We start from the raw sequence: 19,154 nt of genomic DNA, 5'->3' as shown, positions 1-19,154 counted from the left end.
CGGTTATGAACGGAGCGTCGCGCCGGTCTTCTTCGACACCTCGGCGACGATCTTGGCGCTCACCGCCTCGATCTCCGCATCGGTCGGCGTTCGCTCGGCCGGCTGCAGCCGCACCGCGACCGCGACCGACTTCGAACCGTCCGGGATGCCGGCGCCCTCGTAGAGGTCGAACACCTCGACGCCGATGATCATCTTGCGCTCCGCCCCCTGCGCCGCCTTCAGGATGTCGGCCGCGGGCACGTCGCGGGGGACGACGAAAGCGAAGTCGCGGGAGATCGCCTGGAGGTCGGACAGCGCCAGGGCAGGCTTGGCCTTGGTCGGCCGGTGGCGGGGCAGCGGCAGGCTATCGAGGGTGATCTCGAAGGCGACCAGCGTCCCCTTGAGGTCCATCGCCTTCAGGAGCCGCGGGTGCAGTTCGCCGAAATGGCCGACCACGTTCTTGGGCCCGAACTGGAGCGTGCCCGAGCGGCCGGGATGCAGCCAGTCGGGCCCGCCGGCGACGATCTGGAGCCCGCCGGTCGGCACGCCCAGCGCCGCAAGCAGCGCCAGCGCGTCGGCCTTGGCCTCGAAGGCATCCACGACGTCCGCCGTGCCGCTCCAGTGGCGCCCGGAGCCCGCGTGCCGAGCCGTGCCGCGGCGCAGGCCGGTGGCGCGCAGGGACTGGCCCTCCGGCTCATCGCTGGCGAAACACTGGCCGACCTCGAACAGGGCGGTGTCGGGGTAGCCGCGGTCGGCGTTGCGCTGCGTGGCCCGCAACAGGCCGGGCACGAGGCTCGGACGCATGTCGGAGAGGTCGGCGGCGATCGGGTTGGCGAGCGCCAGATCGGCCCTTCCGCCGCCGAACAGCCGCGCATCCTCGTGTGGGATGAAGGAATAGGTCACGGCTTCCAGCATGCCGCGGGTGGCCAGCGCCCGCTTGGCGAGGCGCCCCCGCCGCTGCAGCACCGTCAGCATCGGCTCGACCGCCACCGTCTCGATCCGCGGCAGCGGCTTCGGCTCGATCCGGTCGAGGCCGGCGATGCGCACGATCTCCTCGACGAGGTCTGCCTTGCCCTCCACGTCCGGCCGCCACGAGGGCGGCAGTACCTTCACGCGGTCGCCCGATCCGGAGATGTGGAAGCCGAGGGATTCCAGCGTCACCTTCATCTCGGCCCGCGACAGCTCGATGCCGGCCAGCCGCCGCACCTCGGTCCAGGGGAAGTCGATGACGCGGTCGAGATCCGGGATCTCGCCGGCGATGCGCGCCTCGCTCGGGCTGCCGCCGCAGAGATCGATCACGAGGCGGGTGGCGAGGTCGAGCCCGGGCAGGGCGAAGGCCGGATCGACGCCGCGCTCGAAGCGGTAGCGCGCATCGGTGATGATGCCGAGGCGCCGGCCGGTGCGGGCGATGTTGCGCGGGTCCCAGAGCGCCGACTCGATCAGCACGTCGGAGGTGGTCTCGTCGCAGCCCGAGGCCTCGCCGCCCATGATGCCGGCGATCGACTCGACGCCGTTGCCGTCTGCGATGACCACCGTGTCCGAATCGAGCCGGTAGGTCTTGCCGTCCAGCGCGACGAGGCTTTCGCCGTCTTCGGCCCGACGAACGGTCAAGCCGCCCGCGACCTTGTTCGCGTCGAAGACGTGCAACGGCCGGCCGCGGTCGAAGGTCATGTAGTTGGTGATGTCGACCAGCGCGTTGATCGGGCGCAGGCCGATCGCCCGTAGGCGCTTCTGCATCCACTCGGGCGACGGGCCGTTCTTCACGCCACGCACGAGGCGCAGTGCGAAGAGCGGGCAGAGACCCTTGTCGTGCGCCTCGAACTGCAGCGTGACAGGGGTCGGGCAGGCGCCCTCGCCGCGGACCGGCGGCAGCGGCTCGCGCTTAAGGGTGCCGATGCCGGTCGCGGCGAGATCGCGGGCGATGCCGTGGATCGAGGCGCAGTCCGAGCGGTTCGGCGTCAGGTTGATCTCGATCACCGGATCGTCGAGCCCGGCCCAGAGGGCGTAGGGCGTGCCGACCGGCGCGTCGGCGGGCAAATCGAGGATGCCGTCGTGATCCTCGCTCAAGCCCAGCTCCGCCCCGGAGCAGAGCATGCCGCGGCTCTCGACGCCGCGGATCGTGCCGACCGAGAGGGTGATGGCCTTGCCCGGCACGTAGGTGCCGGGAGGCGCGAAGACCGAGAGCATGCCGGTCCGCGCGTTGGGCGCGCCGCACACGACCTGGAGCGGCTGGCCGTCGCCGGCATCGACCTGGCAGACCCGCAGACGGTCGGCATTCGGGTGCTGCTCGGCCGAGATCACCCGCGCGATCACATACGGGCGGAGCGCGGCGGCCTTGTCCTCGATGCCTTCGACCTCGAGGCCGATCCGCGTCAGCGTCTCGCTGATCGCGTCGAGCGAGGCCTCGGTGTCGAGGTGGTCCTTGAGCCAGGAGAGGGTGAATTTCATCTCAGAACATCCTCGCGGCCGCCGGAGCGGACCGGGCCGGGATCGAAAGTCAGGGCGGCGGGGCTCAGGCGGTCAAGCCGCCGACCAAGCTCGGCACGTCGATCGGCCGGAAGCCGTAATGCTCCAGCCAGCGCACGTCCGCCTCGAAGAAGGGGCGCAGGTCCGGCATGCCGTATTTGAGCATCGCGAGACGGTCGATGCCCATGCCGAAGGCGAAGCCCTGGACCTGATCCGGGTCGAGACCGCCGCTGCGCAGCACGTTGGGGTGCACCATGCCGCAGCCGAGGATCTCCAGCCAGTCGGTGCCCTCGCCGAAGCGCAGCTCACCGCCCTTGCGCGAGCACTGGATGTCCACCTCAGCCGACGGCTCGGTGAAGGGGAAGAACGAGGGGCGGAAGCGCATCGTCACGCTCTCGACCTCGAAGAAGGCGCGGCAGAACGATTCCAGGACCCATTTCAGGTTGGCAATGTTGGCCGAGCGGTCGATGACGAGGCCTTCGACCTGATGGAACATCGGCGTGTGGGTCTGGTCGGAATCGTGCCGGTAGGTGCGGCCGGGCATGATCACGCGGATCGGCGGCTGCTTGGCCCGCATGGTGCGCACCTGCACCGGCGAGGTGTGGGTGCGAAGCAACTTGCGCCGCCCGAGATGGTCGGGGGCGAGGAAGAACGTGTCGTGCATCTCCCGCGCCGGGTGGCCCTCGGGGAAGTTGAGCGCGGTGAAGTTCAGCTCGTCCGTCTCGATGTCGGGCCCTTCCGCCACCGAGAAGCCGAGATCGGCGAAGATCGCGGTGATCTCCTCGATCACTTGGCTGATCGGGTGGATGCGGCCGCGGATCTCCGGCGCCTCATGCAAGGGGAGCGTCACGTCGATGCGCTCGGCGGCGAGCCGCGCGTCGAGGGCCGCCTGACCCAGCGCCTCGCGCTTTTCGACAATCGCCCCCTGCACCCGGTCACGCAGGCCGTTGATGAGCGGGCCGCGCTCACGCCGCTCGTCGGGCGTCATCGTGCCCAGGGTCTTGAGCAGTTCCGAGACGCTGCCCTTCTTGCCGAGCGCCGCCACGCGCAGCGCCTCGAGGCCCGCCTCGTCCCCGGCCCGCTCGATCTGTCCGAGAAGATCGCGTTCGAGAGCGTCGAGATCCATCACCGCTGTCCTTGGCCAGTCGTCCGCGGGCTGCCTTCGCGCGTCGTTTGCATTCCTGCAAGCGCGCAAACGCTGCAAATCGAGACCATCGGGCAGAGGTGCCGAGGTCCAAATGAAGAAGGCGCGGCGCTTGCCGCGCCGCGCCTTGTCAAAGCTTCGAGCGTTCCGCCGTGTGGCGGAGCGATCAGGCGGCCTTCGGCAGGGCCGACTTCGCCTTCTCGACCACCGCCGCGAAGGCGGCCGGCTCGTGGATGGCGAGCTCGGAGAGCGCCTTGCGATCCACCTCGATGCCGGACTTCGCCAGCGCGTCGATGAAGCGGGAATAGGTCAGGCCGTGCTCGCGCACCGCCGCGTTGAGCCGCTGGATCCAGAGGGCGCGGAAGGTGCGCTTCTTGTTCTTGCGGTCGCGGTAGGCGTACTGCAGACCCTTCTCCACCGCCTGCTTGGCGATGCGGATCGTATTCTTGCGCCGGCCGTAATAGCCTTTGGCGGCCTTCAGAACCTTCTTGTGCTTCGCGTGACTGGTCACGCCGCGCTTGACGCGGGCCATGGGAGATCTCCTGGAACTTTAAGACAAAAACAGATCGCGAGAGGTGGAAGGACTTACCGCTGGTTCGGCAGGAAGTACTTCTTCACGTTGGCGGCATCGCCCTCGAACAGGGTCGTGGTGCCGCGCAGGTTGCGGATCTGCTTCTTGGTCCGCTTGATCATCCCGTGGCGCTTGCCGGCCTGGGCATAGACCACCTTGCCGGTGCCGGTGATCTTGAAGCGCTTCTTGGCGCCCGACTTCGTCTTCAGCTTGGGCATTTGGCTCTCCTGAACGCGACAGCGATCCGACCGGCGGCCGGCACTTCGCGCTTGAATGCTGCTGGAGCAACGGGAACCGCCACGGCAGCCCTAATCGGCCGGGCGGTTCAACGCGGGCGGCTTATGGCAGAAACCGTTCGCGGTTTCAATCAACCGATGGCAGGCGGCTTGCAAAGAGGATTTTGGCGCGCTCGGGCGGATCGGACCTGCCGGTATGCGCGCCGTGGCGGGCACCCATGGGGTGGGCATCTGTGGAAAGAGAGCATTCGGTGGGGTTGCAAAGATTGCCGCTCGCCCCAGTCGCCGGGCGGAACCATAAACCTTGGCTGTCTGTTTCGTTCATGTCCCGCTCAGGCCGCGTCCCCCATTAGTCTCTCCAACATCCCTATTTCCTGTCACAGGAGACGTCTTCGTGCGCATTGCCCAGGTTGCCCCGCTCGCGGAAGCCGTGCCGCCGAAGTTCTATGGCGGCACCGAGCGTGTCGTTTCGTGGATCACGGAAGAACTCGTCCGCCAGGGTCACGACGTGACCCTGTTCGCGAGCGGTGATTCCCAGACTTCGGCCAAGCTGGCCGCCTGCCATCCGGAGGGCCTGCGCCTTCTCGGCTACCGTGATCACACCGCGGGCCATCTCGCCATGCTGCACCATGTGCATCGCCGGGCGCACGAGTTCGACGTGATCCACTTCCACATCGATCTTCTGCAGTATCCGATGTTCGAGGACCTGTATCACAAGTGCCTGACGACCATGCATGGTCGCCTGGACGTGCCGGACTTCATGCCGGTCTACAACACGTTCACGGGCATGCCCCTGGTCTCGATCTCGGACAACCAGCGCGAGCCGATGCCGGAGAGCTCCAACTGGCTGGCCACGATCCATCACGGCCTGCCGAAGCAGAACTGCCCGTACTACCCGGAGGCCAAGGGCGGCTACCTCGCCTTCCTCGGCCGCATCTCGCCCGAGAAGCGCCCCGACCGCGCGATCGAGATGGCGATCCGCTCCGGCATCCCGCTGAAGATCGCCGCCAAGGTCGACAAGGCCGACCAGGAGTACTGGGACGAGACGATCGAGCCGATGATCCATCATCCGCTGGTCGAGTATATCGGCGAGATCAACGAGGAGCAGAAGAAGGACTTCCTCGGCAATGCCCTGGCGCTGGCCTTCCCGATCGACTGGCCGGAGCCCTTCGGCCTGGTGATGATCGAGGCGATGTCGGCCGGCACGCCGGTGATCGCCTTCGGCAACGGCTCGGTGCCGGAAGTCATCAAGGACGGCGTCAGCGGCTTCATCGTCAACTCGATGGACGAGGCGGTCGAGGCTTGCCGCAAGGCCAAGGATCTGCCGCGGGCCGGCGTCCGCGCCCATTTCGAGGGCCGCTTCACCGCCGAGGTGATGGTCCGCAAGTACGTCTCGGCCTACGAGCAACTCCTGGCCGGCCAGGGAAACGTGATCAAGATGCCCGCCGCCGGCGCCTTCTCGCCCCAGTACGGTGAGCTGAACGGCACCGCCCACGGCCCGATCCACGTCGCGGCGATGCCGGCCTGAAAGGCTTAACGGAAACTCGTCCCCCGCCCCTCGCCGGGGCCGGGCGAGCGCCTAACTGAACGGGTCCGACAGGGCCGCCGGTCGCTGAGAGGCGGCCGGCGGCCTTCGATTTGCGAGGGTGCACGCGCTCTCATCGGATCAACGGCAAAAAGGCGCATCGCATGGCGGTACAGGACGACGCAGCCCACTTCCACGCCGACCGCTCCGAAGGGCAGACGGCCTCGAAATTCGGCTTTCTCGACGCCGACGAGAACCTGCCGCAGTATCATATCGAGGCGCAGGCCTCCCTGGTGGACCGCCCCCTACGCGCCCTCAAATACGGTGAGGCCTTCGCCGTTCTCGACAGTTACGGCGATATCGGCTGGTATCCGGGGCCGGAGGGCCTCTACTTCCAGGACACCCGCTACCTCTCGCGCCTCGCGCTGACGATCGAGGACGAGCGGCCGATGATGCTGTCCTCGGCGATTCAGGACGATAACGGGGCACTCAGCGTCGATCTCACCACGCCCGATATCCGCCTCGACGCGGGCGACGAGACCGCGATCCCCCGCGAGCTGATCGCCATCGAGCGCACCAAGTTCCTGTTCAAGGGCGCCTGCTACGACCGCATCGGCCTGCGCAACTACGACACTCGCCGCCGTCACCTGCGCATCGGCGTCACGTTCGATGCCGATTACCGCGACCTGTTCGAGGTGCGCGGCTCCGACCGGGCGAACCGCGGCAAGCGGACCGTCGAGCGGCGCAGCGAGACGGAGGTGCAGTTCCGCTACGCCGGCCTCGACGAGATCGTGCGCACCACCTCGCTGCATTTCGGGCCGAAGCCGCACACGCTGGAGCCGGGCAAGGCCGAGTTCGTGGTCGAGCTCGAACCCGGGGCCAACACCTCGCTGTTCATCCGCGTGGTCTGCCAGTCGCACCGCGCCTATACCAGCGCGCCGGGGCCCGAGCGGGCCGGTGAATCCGCGGCGGCGGCCCTGTCGCGCGCCGCCGGCAGCCTCGCCGAGCAGCCGGACCGACACCTGAGCGAGGGCCGCATCTTCGCCCGCGCCTACCGCGACAACCGCCGCGACCAGCGCCAGATCACCGCCGGCATCACCACGATCATCTCCTCGAACGACCAGTTCAACGAGGGGCTCTGCCGGGCGACCGCCGACCTCTACATGCTGGCGACCCGGACCCAGGAGGGCATCTACCCCTTCGCCGGCATCCCCTGGTACTCCACGGTGTTCGGGCGCGACGGCATCATCACCGCGATGATGGCGCTCTGGATCGACCCGAATTTCGGTAAGGGCGTGCTGCGCTTCCTCGCCGCCACTCAGGCCAAGGAGGTCGATCCGGCCGCCGATGCCCAGCCCGGCAAGGTGCTCCACGAGACCCGCCGCGGCGAGATGGCGATGCTCGGCGAGGTGCCCTTCCGCCATTACTACGGCACCATCGACGGTACGCCGCTCTTCGTGATGCTGGCGGCGCAGTACTACGAGGTGACGGGTGACCTCGGCACGATCCGGGCGATCTGGCCGCAGCTCAAGCTGGCGCTGGAATGGATCGATCAATACGGCGACCGCGACGGCGACGGCTTCGTCGAATATGCCCGCGAGACCGAGCAGGGCCTGGCCAACCAGGGCTGGAAGGACAGCCACGATTCGATCTTCCACGCCGACGGCGCGATGGCCAAGGGGCCGATCGCGCTGTGCGAGGTGCAGGGCTACGTCTACGCGGCGAAGCGCGGTGCTGCCCGTCTCGCGAGCCTTCTCGGCGAGGACGACCTTTCGGTCCGCTTGACGGGGCAGGCCAACACGTTGCGCGAAAACTTCGACCGGGCGTTCTGGTGCGAGGAGATCGGCACCTACGCGCTGGCCCTCGACGGCGCCAAGCGGCAATGCGCCGTGCGTTCCTCCAACACCGGCCACGCCCTGTTCACCGACATCGCCCTGCCCGAGCGGGCCCCGCGCGTCGCGGCGCAGCTTCTGTCCAATGACGGCTTCAACGGCTGGGGCATCCGCACCATCGCCAAGGGCGAGGCGCGCTACAACCCGATGTCCTACCACAATGGCTCGATCTGGCCGCACGACAACGCGATCTGCGCCCTCGGGCTCGCCCGCTACGGCCTCAAGGAGGAGGCGGCGCAGGTGTTCGAGGGGATGTTCGATACGAGCCTGTACTACGACCAGAAGCGCCTGCCGGAGCTGTTCTGCGGCTTCATGCGGCGGCGTCAGCGCGGACCCGTGAGCTACCCCGTGGCCTGCTCGCCGCAGGCCTGGGCGGCGGCGGCCCCCTTCGCCTTCCTCGCGGCCTGCCTCGGGCTCGAACTCGATCACGCCCGTAACCGCATCCGCTTCCGCACCCCGATCCTGCCGCGCTTCCTCGACGCGGTGGAACTGTTCAACCTCAAGCTCGGCGACTCACGGGCGGATATCCGCCTGCATCGCCACGGCGGCGATGTGACCGTGGCGGTGACGCGGCGCGTGGGCGACGTGCAGATCTCGATGCTGAAGTAGGTCTTTTACGAGCGGCCGAGCGGCCTCGCACGAAAACGAAAAATGCGCCGCCCCCGCAAGGGAGCAGCGCATTCGCAGACGAGCCTTTTCCGCGGGACGGCGGAACTGTCGGAACGTGTCAGCGCGGCGCCAGGATCATGATCATCTGACGGCCTTCGAGCATCGGCTCGCTCTCGACCTTGGCGATCTCCTGGGTCTCCTGCTTCACACGCTCCAAGAGCCGGAGGCCGATATCCTGGTGGGCGATCTCGCGACCGCGGAAGCGCAGGGTGACCTTGACCTTGTCGCCTTCCTCGAAGAACCGCTGCACGGCCTTCATCTTCACTTCGTAATCGTGCTTGTCGATGCCGGGGCGGAGCTTGATCTCCTTCACCTCGACCGTCTTCTGCCTCTTGCGGGCCTCGTTCTGCTTCTTCTGTTCGTTGAAGCGGAAGCGCCCGTAATCGAGGAACTTGCAGACGGGAGGGACCGAATTCGGCGCGATTTCGACGAGGTCGAGGCCGACCTCCTCAGCCATGGCCAGCGCGTCGAAGAAGGGCACGACACCCCGATTCTGCCCGTCCTGGTCGATGAGCTGGACGTCGCGAACGCCGCGGATGTCCCGGTTTGCGCGCGGCCCGTCCTTCTGCGGGGCCGGCATGGCTCTCATTGGTCTGCGAATGGCTCAGTTCTCCTGTATCAACGACAAAACGGCAGCCTGAGAGCCACCGCGTCTGGCGAGCCCCGGCCACCGATTGATCCGGCTCGGCCGGACGGCACTAACTTGGCAAATCTTCTTGCCGAGTCAACTCATGGGACTGATTTCGGTTCACCCTGTCACGTTTTCACCCGGTTCAGAAGATCCGCGTAGACGTTGAGGGTGCCCTCGATCATTCGATCAAGCGAGAAATTCGCCTCGACATGGGCTTGGGCCCGCCGTGCAAGGGCGTCGCGGGCGCTGGCACCCAGCGACAGCGCGTCCTTCAGGGCCTCGGCGAGTGCCGCGGCATCGCCCGGCGGAACCCGCCAGCCGGTGCGCTGGCCGGGCTCGACATCGGGGGGCGCCAGCACCGTCTCGGGCACGGCGCCGAGATCGGAGACGACCACGGGGATGCCGAGCGCCTGCGCCTCCACCGCCGAGCGGCCGAAGGCCTCGGGCTCCACCGAGGGCACCGCGACGACGGAGGCCGCGCGGAAGGCCGCCGGCATGTCGGTGCAATGGCCGACCCGGCGCACGATGCCCGCCAGGTTGCGTGCCTCGATCAGGGCGTCGAGTTCGCGCTCGTAGGCCGTGCGTCCCTGCGGATCGCCCGCGAGCACGACGGCGAAGTCGGTGAGACCGAGGTCGCGCATACGAGCGGCCGCCTCGATCAGCACGCGCTGGCCCTTCCACGCGGTGAGGCGGGCCGCGAGCAGCACGATCCGCTCGTGCGGCGCCACGTTCCAGGCCCGGCGCAGGCTCTCGACCCGCGCGGCCGAAACCGCGGAGGGCGTGAACGCCGCGAGATCCGTGCCGCGATGGATCACGCTGATCCGGCTCCCGGCCTGGTCGGGGTGGGTCCGGCGGATCAGGTCGGCGGTGTAGTGCGAGTTGGCGATCACGACGTCGCCCCGCGCCATCACTGAATTGTAGAGGATCTTGACGCTGGTCCGGCCCGAATAGCTGCCGTGATAGGTCGTCACGAAAGGAAGCTTCAGCCGCCGCGCCGCGCCCAGCGCCACCCAGGCCGGAGCGCGGGAGCGGGCGTGCAGGATCTGCACGTTCTCCCGGCGGCAGAGCCGGGCGAGGCGCTCAACATTGAGCGCCATGGCGAGGGGGTTCTTGGTATTGGCCGGGAACGGCACCCAGATCCCGCCCTTGGCCTGCAGCTCGCCGACGAGCCGCCCGCCCTCCGTGGCCACGAGCGGCCGCGCGCCGGCCTCTGCCAGCGCCGCCGCCACATCGACGGTGGTGCGTTCGGCGCCCCCCGCCTCCAGCGCCGGGATGATCTGCAGAACCGTGACCCCCGCCAGCGGGGAGGCCTCGGACAACTGCACCGGGCCGCCGGACGGGCTGCCCCCGTTCATCGCGTCACCCGAGGCGGGACGGTCGCTTGGAAGTGGGTCATCGGGTAAGGATCGTCCCCGCGGCTTTACGGTTCGGTAAACGAAGCGTCGTCGGCTTGTTTCAGAATCACAGGATTTCCGCGCCCGTGTCCCAGCCCGTGCCCCATCCGCAAACCTCACTGGGCGCGATGCCCGTCGTGACACTCGATGTCGGGGGGGCGTCTCCGCGCCGGCTGGCAGTGCGGATCCGGGAGGGTGAGGGACCGCCCGTGGTCTGGCTCGGCGGCTTCCGCTCCGACATGCGGGCGACGAAGGCCGCTGCCCTCGACGCCTGGGCCGCGCAAAGCGGCCGGCGCATGGTGCGGTTCGACTATTCCGGGCACGGCGAGTCGGAGGGGCGCTTCGAGGACTGCACGATCTCCGACTGGCTGGCCGATGCCTGTGCCGTCATCGACCGTTACGCGAACGAGCAGCCGATCCTCGTCGGCTCGTCGATGGGCGGCTGGATCGCCTGCCTCGTCGCCCGCGAGCGAGCGTGGCGCAGGGTGCGGGTCGGTGGGATGGTGCTGATCGCGCCCGCTCTCGACTTCACCGAGGCGCTGATGTGGGACGTCTTCCCGCCGGAGGTCCGGCAGGCCCTGGAGCAAGATGGCGTGTGGTATCGAGAGACGCCCTATGCCCCGAAGCCGGACCCGATCCGCATGGCGCTGATCGAGGACGGGCGGCGCCACCTGATGCTGGACGCCCCCCTGGAGCCGGGCTGCCCGGTCCACATCCTCCAGGGCATGGCCGATCCGGACGTGCCCTATGCCCATGCCCTGCGGATTCTGGAGCGGTTGCCCGCACAGGGATCGCGGCTGACGCTGATCAAGGATGGCGACCACCGCCTGTCGCGGCCCGAGGATATCGACCTCCTCGTGCGCACGGTCGCGGCGATGGCCTGAGGCGCTCCCCGCCCTCCGGCGGGGATGCGCTGGCCTTTCGTTTTTGCATCGTCTTCTTCCGAAAGCCGGTGGCCGCCTTTCGGGACGACGTTTTAGTGCAGGCTCACCGGGTAGAGCTGGTGGGCCATGGCGTTCGCCACGGCAACCTCGCGGGAATCGGTGAGCAGGATCGGCGCGCCGCTCGCCGAGAGCAGTGCGAACAGGTCGAGGCCGGGGCTCATCTCGGGAGCCTGTGGGAACAGGCTGCGCACCTCGTCCGAGCGGATCGGGCGGACATAGGCGATGTGCCCCTCGCCCAGCGCGGCGAACTCCGCCGGATCGATGGCCGGCGTGGCGGTCGTGTCGATGGTCAGATCGGTCGTCGTGACGTTGGTCATGAATGCCCTCCTTCCGAGGCAGAGCGTTGAAGCGGATATGGTCCCGCGTATCGGCGGCGACAAATCCGGGTTGGTATCGAGGTCCGGGCGATGGACCGGTGCGGTCTGCGCCGCATCGACGCGGTGATGTTCACATCGCGTCGGCGTTGCGCCGACCGGGGCCTGCGTCAGCGACCCGTGTCACGGATCCTTGTCATGGATCCTTGGCGGCGATCGCAATCTTGCGCACGATCCGTTCCGGCTCCGGACGCGCGAGATCGATCGACAGCAGGCCGTTCGACAGTTCCGCCCCCAGCACCTCCATACCGTCGACGAGGAGGAAGGCCCGCTGGAACTGCCGCGCCGCGATGCCGCGGTGCAAGAACTGGCGGGACTTGTCATCGACCTGCCGCCCGCGCACGACCAGTTGGTTCTCCTCCAAGGAGACGTCGAGCTGATCCTGCGTAAAGCCGGCGACCGCGAGCGTGATGCGCAAGCGTTCGGGCTCGCGCTCGCTGCGGCTGATGCGTTCGATGTTGTAGGGCGGGTACCCGTCGCTCGCGGCCTTCGAGACCCGATCGAGGGCCTGCTCGATCTCGTCGAAGCCGAGCAGGAACGGATATCCGAACGGAGACGGCCGCGTCATCGTCACTCAAACCTCCGGCAAGGCCCTGGGGATCGAGCGACGTCGAGCCCGTGGCGGCACCCTGCGGTGTCGAGCCCGCCTTTCGGCAGCGCTCTTGACACGGGATATGGAAAGCGGAGGCACATCGATCAAGGGTTGCTGCAACCGGCGGCAGGGGCGGTCAGCCTACGATCGTGCAACTCGCGACCATCCCGACATGCGCGAGCCGGCTCCGGACAGGGGTGGGATAAAGCGGCAATCTAAACCGGGATAAATGGGCAGCTTCGGAAGCCGCGACCAGCTTCCGCTAATAGTTTGGAATTACTCTTAAATTCTTGGCAAACCTTGATCATCCCCCTGCTTGTCGGATAGGCACGCCGGAAACGTTACACGGTGCTGCGGGGGGCACCGGGCGTGACCTTTGCTGTATCCGCAAATCGCCGCGTAGCCGGGGAGTAGGTCGCGGTGATCGAAGCCCCAGGACAGCGCCTGCCAGCGCTGTCGAAACCTAGGGTGAGGAAACCCGGGCAGAATGGACCTCGGCGGGACGGCCGCAGTCCTTCCGCCATCGGGTCAAGCGGCTGCTCCGGATCCGCCGGAGCGCCGCGAGATTGGGGAGATGAGATCGTCGTGATTCAAGGAGGCTGGGGTATGGGGCGCGCAATGCTGGCATACAGCGGGATCGGGGAGCGCCTTCGCGTGGGCTTCGTCCTGTTCGCGGCCCTGACCGCCTCGATGACGGCCGCGACGTCCGGCGCGGCTGCGCAAGACGTAAGCCCTGCGGCCAAGTCGGAGGCCCCGTCCCTGAAGATCGAACTGAACCGTCTCGAGCCCGCAGGTGATGCCTGCCGCACCTACATGCTCGTGGACAACAGCCGCGGCCCCGCGCTGAAGTCGCTCAAGGTCGATCTGTTCGCCTTCGACACCGAGGGTGTCGCCCAGAAGCGCCTCGCCGTCGAACTGGGACCGGTCCAGGAGAAGAAGACCGTGGTCCGGCTCTTCGACTTCGCCGGCCTCGCCTGCCCGAAGGTCGGCCGCCTGCTGCTCAACGACGTGCTCGCCTGCGAGGGCGGCGACGCCACCCGCGAGACCTGCCTGGAGCGGATCGAGCCCACCAGCAAGACATCGGCCGCCTTCGATCGCTGAGGCGGAACGCGTCCGTTCCACCGGCTCAGCCGGGCCGGACGGACGACCATTGGAGCCACGAGGAGTCACACATGGATCCGACGTCCGTGCCCGCCGAGGCGGTCGCTACAGCCCACGACATGTCGTTCATCGGCCTGTTCCTTCAGGCCGACCCGATCGTCAAAAGCGTGATGATTCTGCTCGTGGTGGCCTCGCTCGCCTGCTGGACCGTGGTGTTCGAGAAGATCGTGCGGCTCTCCGCCGCCAAGCGGCAGGCCAAGGCCTTCGAGGCGATGGTGCGCTCGGAAGGCACCATCGATACGGGGCAGAAGGGCATCGCCGGCCACGTGGTCAAGGCCGGGCTCGACGCGTGGCGCGACCAGGATTCCAGCGAGAGCCGGGCCGAGCGCCGCGAGCGGATCGAGCGCGCGATGAAGGGCACCCTCGCTATCGAGGTGAAGCGTCTTCAGGCCGGCCTGCCGCTGCTGGCGACCTCGGGCTCCACCGCTCCCTTCGTCGGCCTGTTCGGCACCGTCTGGGGCATCATGAACTCGTTCTCGTCGATCGCGAAGAGCCAGGATACCAGCCTAGCGGTGGTGGCCCCCGGTATCGCCGAGGCGCTGTTCGCCACCGCCATCGGCCTCGTCGTCGCGATCCCGGCGGTGATGGCCTACAACAAGCTCTCCGGCGACGTCGCCCGCATCCAGTCGGGCTTCGTCTCCTGCATCGCGGTGCTCGGCAACCGTCTCGCCCGCGACCGTGGGCCCCACGCCCGCGCCGCCGCGGCCGAGTAGGTCTTTCCACGCGCAACACCCCGAAACCCTCGACGCGACGCCCGCCCGGTCCGGCGGGCCGCCGCCGACGCCCGGGAGGGCGAAAGCATGGCCATGGGAACCGTTCGTTCGGCGAGTGACGACGAGGACGGCCTCGACGCGACGCCGATGTCCGAAATCAACGTCACGCCGATGGTCGACGTGATGCTGGTGCTGCTGATCATCTTCATGGTCGCGGCGCCGCTGATGACGACGGGCGTGCCGGTGCAGTTGCCGAAGACGACCGCCGCCAAGGTGGCGCAGTCGCAGAAGCCGCTCGAAGTCTCCATCGATAAGGATGGCAATCCGTTCATCGCCAAGGACGGCTTCACGTCGGAGACGATCCTGCCGAGGCTGAAGCAGCTCAAGGCGGAGAACCCGGATCAGGTCGTGCTCGTGCGCGGCGACCGGGACGTGCCCTACGGCAAGATCATGGAGGTGATGGGCCTCGTCGGCCAGGCGGGCTTCACCAAGGTCTCGCTGATCGCCCAGTCGGGTGGCGGCGCGCCGGCCGCAGGGGCCGCCCGTTAAGCCGATGGCCGCTCCCAAGCCAGCCCCGAGGGCCGCTCCCATGCCGCCGATGCCGGCTCCGATGCCTGCCCCCCTGCCCGCTCATACCGGTCACGGGCTTCCCTCGGGTCCTTCCGAGGGAGGTGGCCAGGGCCGTCTCGCGGCCGCCTTCGCCCTGGCCCTGGCCCTGCACGCCGCGGGGCTGATCGGCATCACCTATCTGCACCTGACACCGCCCTCTCCTGCGGGTGATCAGGAGATCACGATCGATCTCGCGCCGCAGATGATGGAGGCCGAAACCCAGGCGCCCGCCGAGATGGCGCAGTCCGAGGCGGTCCCCGAGGAGGCCAAGCCCGAGGGAGAGCCCGAGACGGCCCAGCCGGTCGAGACGCCGCAGGAGGTGCCGCCTCCGCCCCCTCCGGAGATGACGCAGGTCGCACCGGAGGAGGTGCAGCCGCCCCCGCCCACCGAGATGACGCAGGTGATGCCGGAGGAGGTCCAGCCGCCGCCTCCGCCGCCGGAGGCCATCACGGAGGTGCCGCCCGACACGCCGCCCCCGCCGCCGGAGGAGCAGCAGATCATCACGTCCGAGGCGCAGGAGGCCGAGCCGCTGGCTCCGCCCCCGCCTGTGGCCGCGAAGCCCGAGCCGCCCAAGCCCGATCCCAAGATCGAGGAGCGCCGCAAGGCCGCGCTGGAGAAGAAGCGCGAGGCCGAGCGCGAGGCGCGCCGCCAGGAGGTCTTGGAGAAGAAGCGCGAGGAGGCGCAGAAGGAAGCGCGGATCAAGGCGGCCAAGGCGAAGGCCGAGCGCGACGCCGCCCGGCGCGCACAGGCCGCGCAAGCCGGCAATGCGCAGCGTAACTCCGCCGCCACTTCGCGCCAGAGCGCGACGGGTGCGGCCGCCTCGGCCAGCGACCCCAATGCCATGGCCGCCTGGAAGGGCTCCATCGCCGCAACGATCCGCGGCCGGATGAACCGCGAGGCTGCGGCTGGAACCAGCGGCGGCGTGGCCACCGTGCGCTTCACCGTGAGCCGCTCCGGCGCGGTGAGCGGCGCGGCCGTGGTCGGCAGCAGCGGGGTCGGCGCCATCGACGGCGCCGCGCTCGCGGCGGTGCGCGGCAGCCTTCCGCCCGCCCCTGCCGGGGTCACGCAGCCGAGCCTCGCCGTCACCGTGCCGCTGCGCTTCAGCCCGGGGCGCTGATCCCGAGGCCGAAGGCCGGCACCGTTCTCCGATCCGCCGCGTTGTCCCGCTCACAGCGGACGGCGCGGCGGATGACGGTCTTCTTCACGAGCGATACGCATTTCGGCGATCCGCGGATCCTGCGGATCGACCGGCGCCCCTTCCCCGATCTTCCGACGCACGATGCGGCGTTGGTCGAGGCCTGGAATGCGGTCGTCGGCCCGGAGGACACTGTCTGGCATCTCGGCGACTTCGCCCTCGGTCCGCCGCCGGAACGTATCGTGGCCCTGCTCGACACGCTTCACGGCCGCAAGCACCTCATCGTCGGCAACAATGACGGCCCCGCCACCCTGTCGGCATCCGGTTGGGCCTCGGTGGCGCATTACGCCGAGACCGAGGTCGAGGGCCGCCGGCTCGTGCTGTGTCACTACGCCTTCCGGACTTGGAACGGTCTCGGCCGGGGCACGATCAACCTGCACGGCCATTCCCACGGCCGGCTCAAGCCGATCCCGCGCCAATACGATGTCGGTGTCGATGCGCAGGGCCTGCATCCGGTCACCCTCGACCAGATCCTCGTTTCCCGCCGAGGCCGTGGCGGGCAAGGTCTCGACCGAGAGGATGCCGCCGGGGCGCAGGGGCGTTCGATGAAGTCCGAAGCGGCCGAAGCTTCCGCCAAGAAACGGCGCAGATCCGGTCAACGGCTTTCGGAACCATCGGCTTAGCGTCACCGTTCAAAAGACCGACACGGACGGCGATGCAACGGCGGCGGCAGTGACGACACTGTGAGGCCCGCGTGTCGAGCGATCCTTAACCTTTCCATGACTTCGGTCGAACCAGCGTCGGTCTGCCCATGCGTCACCTCATGCGACACACCGCTCTCGCCTCCCTCGTCGGCGTCTCCCTCATCTCCTCCGCGCTCGCGGCGCCCGGCTGTATCGACGGCCGCCGCAAGATCCAAGAGGCCAGCGCCTTGCGCTATCAGGCCCGCCAAGAGGCGAGGCTCGGCAACCACGACCGGGTCTGCGACACGCTCGACGAGATCGGTGATCGCTACAACGAGGCGCAGGACGCGTTCGAGGATTGCGGGGCCGACATCGTCTCGATCGACCTGCGCAGCGAACTCCGATCCCTGCGCGTCGCCAAGCGCGTGAACCGCTGCGACTGATCGGGACTTAAACCCCGCTTCCGACCGACAAGACATGACGCAACGCGGTGTTGCGAAAGCCGGAATCACCCCGGGGACGGGTGTGGTCCCGCACCGCGAAGCGTTGCCTTAAGGCGCAGATTCTCCGCAACGAAACCCTCGCCCCACGCCGGACGAAACCTCTCATCTGCCTCAGGACTCTGCCATGATCACCAGCGACAGCACCTTCCGTCAGCCCGCCGTCGAAATGCGGACCGGTCCGTCCTTCACCGCGGCTTTGTGCGGTTTCCTCGGCAGCACGGTCGCGACGACGATGGTGATGTTCCTGCTCAGCAGCGTCTGACACGCCGCGACGGACGAAAGGCCCATTTCAGGGCGAGACGCTCACGGCGCGACCGACCACAGTCGGCTGCGGGAGAACAGCATCTCTGGTTTGCCGACGGGCATGGCGGCGGCCTTCGGGGCCGGGCATTGGGGTGTCGTCTCGGGGCGCGGTGGCGGTACGACTGCCGCCTGAGCGGGCGGTACCAGCCCCAGCCGCAACTGCACCGTCGGATGCCGCGCGGCAGTGATGGTGGCGACGCCGGCGATGATGCAGCCGGCCATCAATCCGAGGAAGAAGTTCGTCATCTGAAGCGGGTTCCGGACCCGGTGCGGCGCGGCTTGGCGACAAGGCCGGCCACGGCGAAGCACTCACTCCCTTTCGGGGCGCCAATGGGGCAGAACCTTTGCATACCCGCTTTTAACAAAGCGGATGCATGATTCGCCTGCGACCGGCCGAGGGCGGTGCAGGGAGAACTCCGATCATGCAGTATGCGGCCAATGCCTACGCGAAAGTCGCGCGCGTGGCGCTCTCGCCTCGGGAAGCCGAAGCCGCCGTTCTGCTGAAGGCTGCCGGCCGTCTCCAGGCGCTCGGGCCCAAGGCCGAGATGGGACCCGCTCTCAACGAGGCCCTGAACTTCAATCAGCGAGTCTGGACGATTCTGGCCTCCGCCGCGACCGAGCCGAGCAGCCCGCTCCCGCTCGAGGTGCGCAACGGCATGGCCCAACTCTCGGCCTATGTGTTCCACACAATCGTGGACACGATGATCGAACCGACGGCGGAGAAGATCGCGTCCCTGGTCTCGCTCAACAACCACATCGCCGCCGGTCTCCAGGGCGATGCCGGGCCGGGGGCGTAGGCATCCGGTTCGGGGCCTGTGCCGGGTTAGTGGCTGTCACAAAACTCCCGCTGCACAGTCGCTTACAGCGAGGGAAACGGTCGGTGGCCGGGAGTTTTGTGATACAGCTTCCGCTTGATCGCTTCGGGTTTGCCACTCCCCGTCATCGCGAGGCGGAGCCGAAGCGATCCAGTCCTCCGCATGGTCCGGAGAGGTCGCGCCCTGGACTGCTTCGGCTCCGCCTCGCAATGACGGGGGGCACCGAAGCCATCAACCGGAAGCCGTATCAGGCGGTTTTGGCGAGGCGTTCGCCGGGGAACGGCGTCGTTTCCCGCGCATAGGCCCGCGCTTTGAGGATCACCTCGTCGGGAATCTGCATCACCACGTCGCCGGTCTGCGGATCGGTGACTCGGAAAACGAGGCTCTTGCTCTCCGCGTCGCGGATATAGGCCCGCCGTTCCGGCTCGGACGGCTTCGCTTCCGTGTTCTCGGGGCTCACCGCGACGGTGACCGCGGGGTCGAGCACGCGCGAGGTGGAAGCCTCGTTGCGATCGGTGTCCGCCACAGGGCGGACAGGGGTGACGGGGGTGGTCGAGACGGGCGGCGTCGAGGCCGCAGCCCTGATCGGGTCCATGGCTGCATTCCTTCGGGTTTCGGCGCGAGGCCGGACCTCAGAAGATTGCGCGCATCGCTACCGGAGTCTTAAGGCTCGCCGCTTGTCCCCCGGGAACGGCCGCCAGCCTCACGGATCGGTTAAGATGGTCTGAAGACTTTTCGCAAAATGCGCCGGCAAACCTGTTTTCCAAGGATGGTCGCCCCGTCGAGCGGCCATCCCGTTCTTGAACGCGTCGTTC

Annotated in this window: 22 protein-coding genes; 11 read left to right on the top strand and 11 right to left on the bottom strand. The window is 68.1% G+C overall.

Annotated elements, in window-relative coordinates; translation table 11 throughout:
* Positions 1-3: 3 nt before the first annotated feature.
* The 5 genes from pheT to FHU13_RS03700 all read right to left on the bottom strand — a co-directional run bounded on the left by pheT (position 4) and on the right by FHU13_RS03700 (position 4,721).
* The gene (pheT, locus tag FHU13_RS03720) at positions 4-2,427 is read right to left on the bottom strand and encodes a phenylalanine--tRNA ligase subunit beta (protein ID WP_183434505.1); all 2,424 of its coding nucleotides are present in this window, start codon (positions 2,425-2,427) and stop codon (positions 4-6) included.
* Positions 2,428-2,491: 64 nt separating this feature from the next.
* Positions 2,492-3,571, bottom strand: coding sequence for a phenylalanine--tRNA ligase subunit alpha (gene pheS / locus FHU13_RS03715; protein WP_183434504.1), 1,080 nt, complete (start codon positions 3,569-3,571; stop codon positions 2,492-2,494).
* Positions 3,572-3,755: 184 nt separating this feature from the next.
* Positions 3,756-4,121: a 50S ribosomal protein L20 gene (gene rplT / locus FHU13_RS03710; RefSeq protein WP_153874972.1), complete on the bottom strand. Its 366-nt coding sequence runs from the start codon at positions 4,119-4,121 to the stop codon at positions 3,756-3,758.
* Between the two features lie 53 nt (positions 4,122-4,174).
* A complete protein-coding gene (gene rpmI / locus FHU13_RS03705; protein ID WP_183434503.1) occupies positions 4,175-4,378 on the bottom strand; it encodes a 50S ribosomal protein L35 in 204 nt (67 codons plus the stop codon).
* A 145-nt stretch (positions 4,379-4,523) separates the two neighbouring features.
* A complete protein-coding gene (locus tag FHU13_RS03700) occupies positions 4,524-4,721 on the bottom strand; it encodes a hypothetical protein (protein ID WP_183434502.1) in 198 nt (65 codons plus the stop codon).
* A 69-nt stretch (positions 4,722-4,790) separates the two neighbouring features.
* Here FHU13_RS03700 and FHU13_RS03695 point away from each other — a divergent pair, with 69 nt between their 5' ends.
* Both FHU13_RS03695 and FHU13_RS03690 read left to right on the top strand, forming a co-directional pair.
* A complete protein-coding gene (locus FHU13_RS03695; protein ID WP_183434501.1) occupies positions 4,791-5,924 on the top strand; it encodes a glycosyltransferase family 4 protein in 1,134 nt (377 codons plus the stop codon).
* A gap of 161 nt (positions 5,925-6,085) precedes the next feature.
* Positions 6,086-8,422 carry an amylo-alpha-1,6-glucosidase gene (locus tag FHU13_RS03690; protein ID WP_183434500.1) on the top strand — a complete coding sequence of 779 codons (2,337 nt, stop codon included), beginning with the start codon at positions 6,086-6,088 and terminating at the stop codon, positions 8,420-8,422.
* 118 nt (positions 8,423-8,540) lie between these two features.
* Here the strand turns inward: FHU13_RS03690 and infC are convergent, their stop codons facing one another.
* The gene (gene infC / locus FHU13_RS03685) at positions 8,541-9,062 is read right to left on the bottom strand and encodes a translation initiation factor IF-3 (protein WP_003602674.1); all 522 of its coding nucleotides are present in this window, start codon (positions 9,060-9,062) and stop codon (positions 8,541-8,543) included.
* A 176-nt stretch (positions 9,063-9,238) separates the two neighbouring features.
* Positions 9,239-10,468: a glycosyltransferase family 4 protein gene (locus FHU13_RS03680; RefSeq protein WP_183434499.1), complete on the bottom strand. Its 1,230-nt coding sequence runs from the start codon at positions 10,466-10,468 to the stop codon at positions 9,239-9,241.
* 167 nt (positions 10,469-10,635) lie between these two features.
* Between FHU13_RS03680 and FHU13_RS03675 the strand changes: the two genes are divergently transcribed.
* Positions 10,636-11,391, top strand: a complete 756-nt coding sequence (locus FHU13_RS03675) for an alpha/beta hydrolase (RefSeq protein WP_183434712.1) — start codon at positions 10,636-10,638, stop codon at positions 11,389-11,391.
* A 92-nt stretch (positions 11,392-11,483) separates the two neighbouring features.
* Here FHU13_RS03675 and FHU13_RS03670 read toward each other — a convergent pair whose 3' ends face one another.
* Both FHU13_RS03670 and FHU13_RS03665 read right to left on the bottom strand, forming a co-directional pair.
* Positions 11,484-11,768 carry a DUF1150 family protein gene (locus FHU13_RS03670; RefSeq protein ID WP_060769275.1) on the bottom strand — a complete coding sequence of 95 codons (285 nt, stop codon included), beginning with the start codon at positions 11,766-11,768 and terminating at the stop codon, positions 11,484-11,486.
* A gap of 193 nt (positions 11,769-11,961) precedes the next feature.
* On the bottom strand, positions 11,962-12,393 hold the full coding sequence (locus FHU13_RS03665) for an Hsp20 family protein (RefSeq protein ID WP_183434498.1): 432 nt from the start codon (positions 12,391-12,393) through the stop codon (positions 11,962-11,964).
* A gap of 630 nt (positions 12,394-13,023) precedes the next feature.
* On the opposite strand from FHU13_RS03665, the gene FHU13_RS03660 reads away from it, so the two are divergent.
* The 7 genes from FHU13_RS03660 (at position 13,024) to FHU13_RS03630 (ending at position 17,483) form a co-directional block, all read left to right on the top strand.
* A complete protein-coding gene (locus tag FHU13_RS03660; RefSeq protein WP_183434497.1) occupies positions 13,024-13,518 on the top strand; it encodes a Tat pathway signal protein in 495 nt (164 codons plus the stop codon).
* Positions 13,519-13,589: 71 nt separating this feature from the next.
* Entirely contained in the window at positions 13,590-14,291 is a 702-nt protein-coding gene (locus tag FHU13_RS03655) for a MotA/TolQ/ExbB proton channel family protein (RefSeq protein ID WP_183434496.1), read from the top strand.
* 87 nt (positions 14,292-14,378) lie between these two features.
* Positions 14,379-14,840 carry a protein TolR gene (gene tolR, locus FHU13_RS03650; RefSeq protein WP_183434495.1) on the top strand — a complete coding sequence of 154 codons (462 nt, stop codon included), beginning with the start codon at positions 14,379-14,381 and terminating at the stop codon, positions 14,838-14,840.
* Positions 14,841-14,901: 61 nt separating this feature from the next.
* A complete protein-coding gene (locus tag FHU13_RS03645) occupies positions 14,902-16,017 on the top strand; it encodes an energy transducer TonB (RefSeq protein WP_409518473.1) in 1,116 nt (371 codons plus the stop codon).
* Between the two features lie 71 nt (positions 16,018-16,088).
* The gene (locus tag FHU13_RS03640; RefSeq protein WP_183434493.1) at positions 16,089-16,718 is read left to right on the top strand and encodes a metallophosphoesterase family protein; all 630 of its coding nucleotides are present in this window, start codon (positions 16,089-16,091) and stop codon (positions 16,716-16,718) included.
* A 128-nt stretch (positions 16,719-16,846) separates the two neighbouring features.
* The gene (locus tag FHU13_RS03635) at positions 16,847-17,161 is read left to right on the top strand and encodes a hypothetical protein (protein ID WP_183434492.1); all 315 of its coding nucleotides are present in this window, start codon (positions 16,847-16,849) and stop codon (positions 17,159-17,161) included.
* 184 nt (positions 17,162-17,345) lie between these two features.
* Entirely contained in the window at positions 17,346-17,483 is a 138-nt protein-coding gene (locus FHU13_RS03630) for a hypothetical protein (RefSeq protein WP_183434491.1), read from the top strand.
* Positions 17,484-17,524: 41 nt separating this feature from the next.
* On the opposite strand, the gene FHU13_RS03625 is transcribed toward FHU13_RS03630, so the two are convergent.
* Positions 17,525-17,770: a hypothetical protein gene (locus tag FHU13_RS03625; protein WP_183434490.1), complete on the bottom strand. Its 246-nt coding sequence runs from the start codon at positions 17,768-17,770 to the stop codon at positions 17,525-17,527.
* 176 nt (positions 17,771-17,946) lie between these two features.
* Between FHU13_RS03625 and FHU13_RS03620 the strand changes: the two genes are divergently transcribed.
* A complete protein-coding gene (locus tag FHU13_RS03620) occupies positions 17,947-18,321 on the top strand; it encodes a flagellar biosynthesis regulator FlaF (protein WP_183434489.1) in 375 nt (124 codons plus the stop codon).
* Between the two features lie 265 nt (positions 18,322-18,586).
* On the opposite strand, the gene FHU13_RS03615 is transcribed toward FHU13_RS03620, so the two are convergent.
* Entirely contained in the window at positions 18,587-18,934 is a 348-nt protein-coding gene (locus FHU13_RS03615) for a flagellar protein FlaG (RefSeq protein ID WP_183434488.1), read from the bottom strand.
* Positions 18,935-19,154: the final 220 nt, after the last annotated feature.

Source organism: Methylobacterium sp. R2-1 (genome assembly GCF_014191355.1).
Taxonomy (GTDB): Bacteria; Pseudomonadota; Alphaproteobacteria; order Rhizobiales; family Beijerinckiaceae; genus Methylobacterium.
This window is presented reverse-complemented; position numbering and strand designations above follow the sequence as displayed.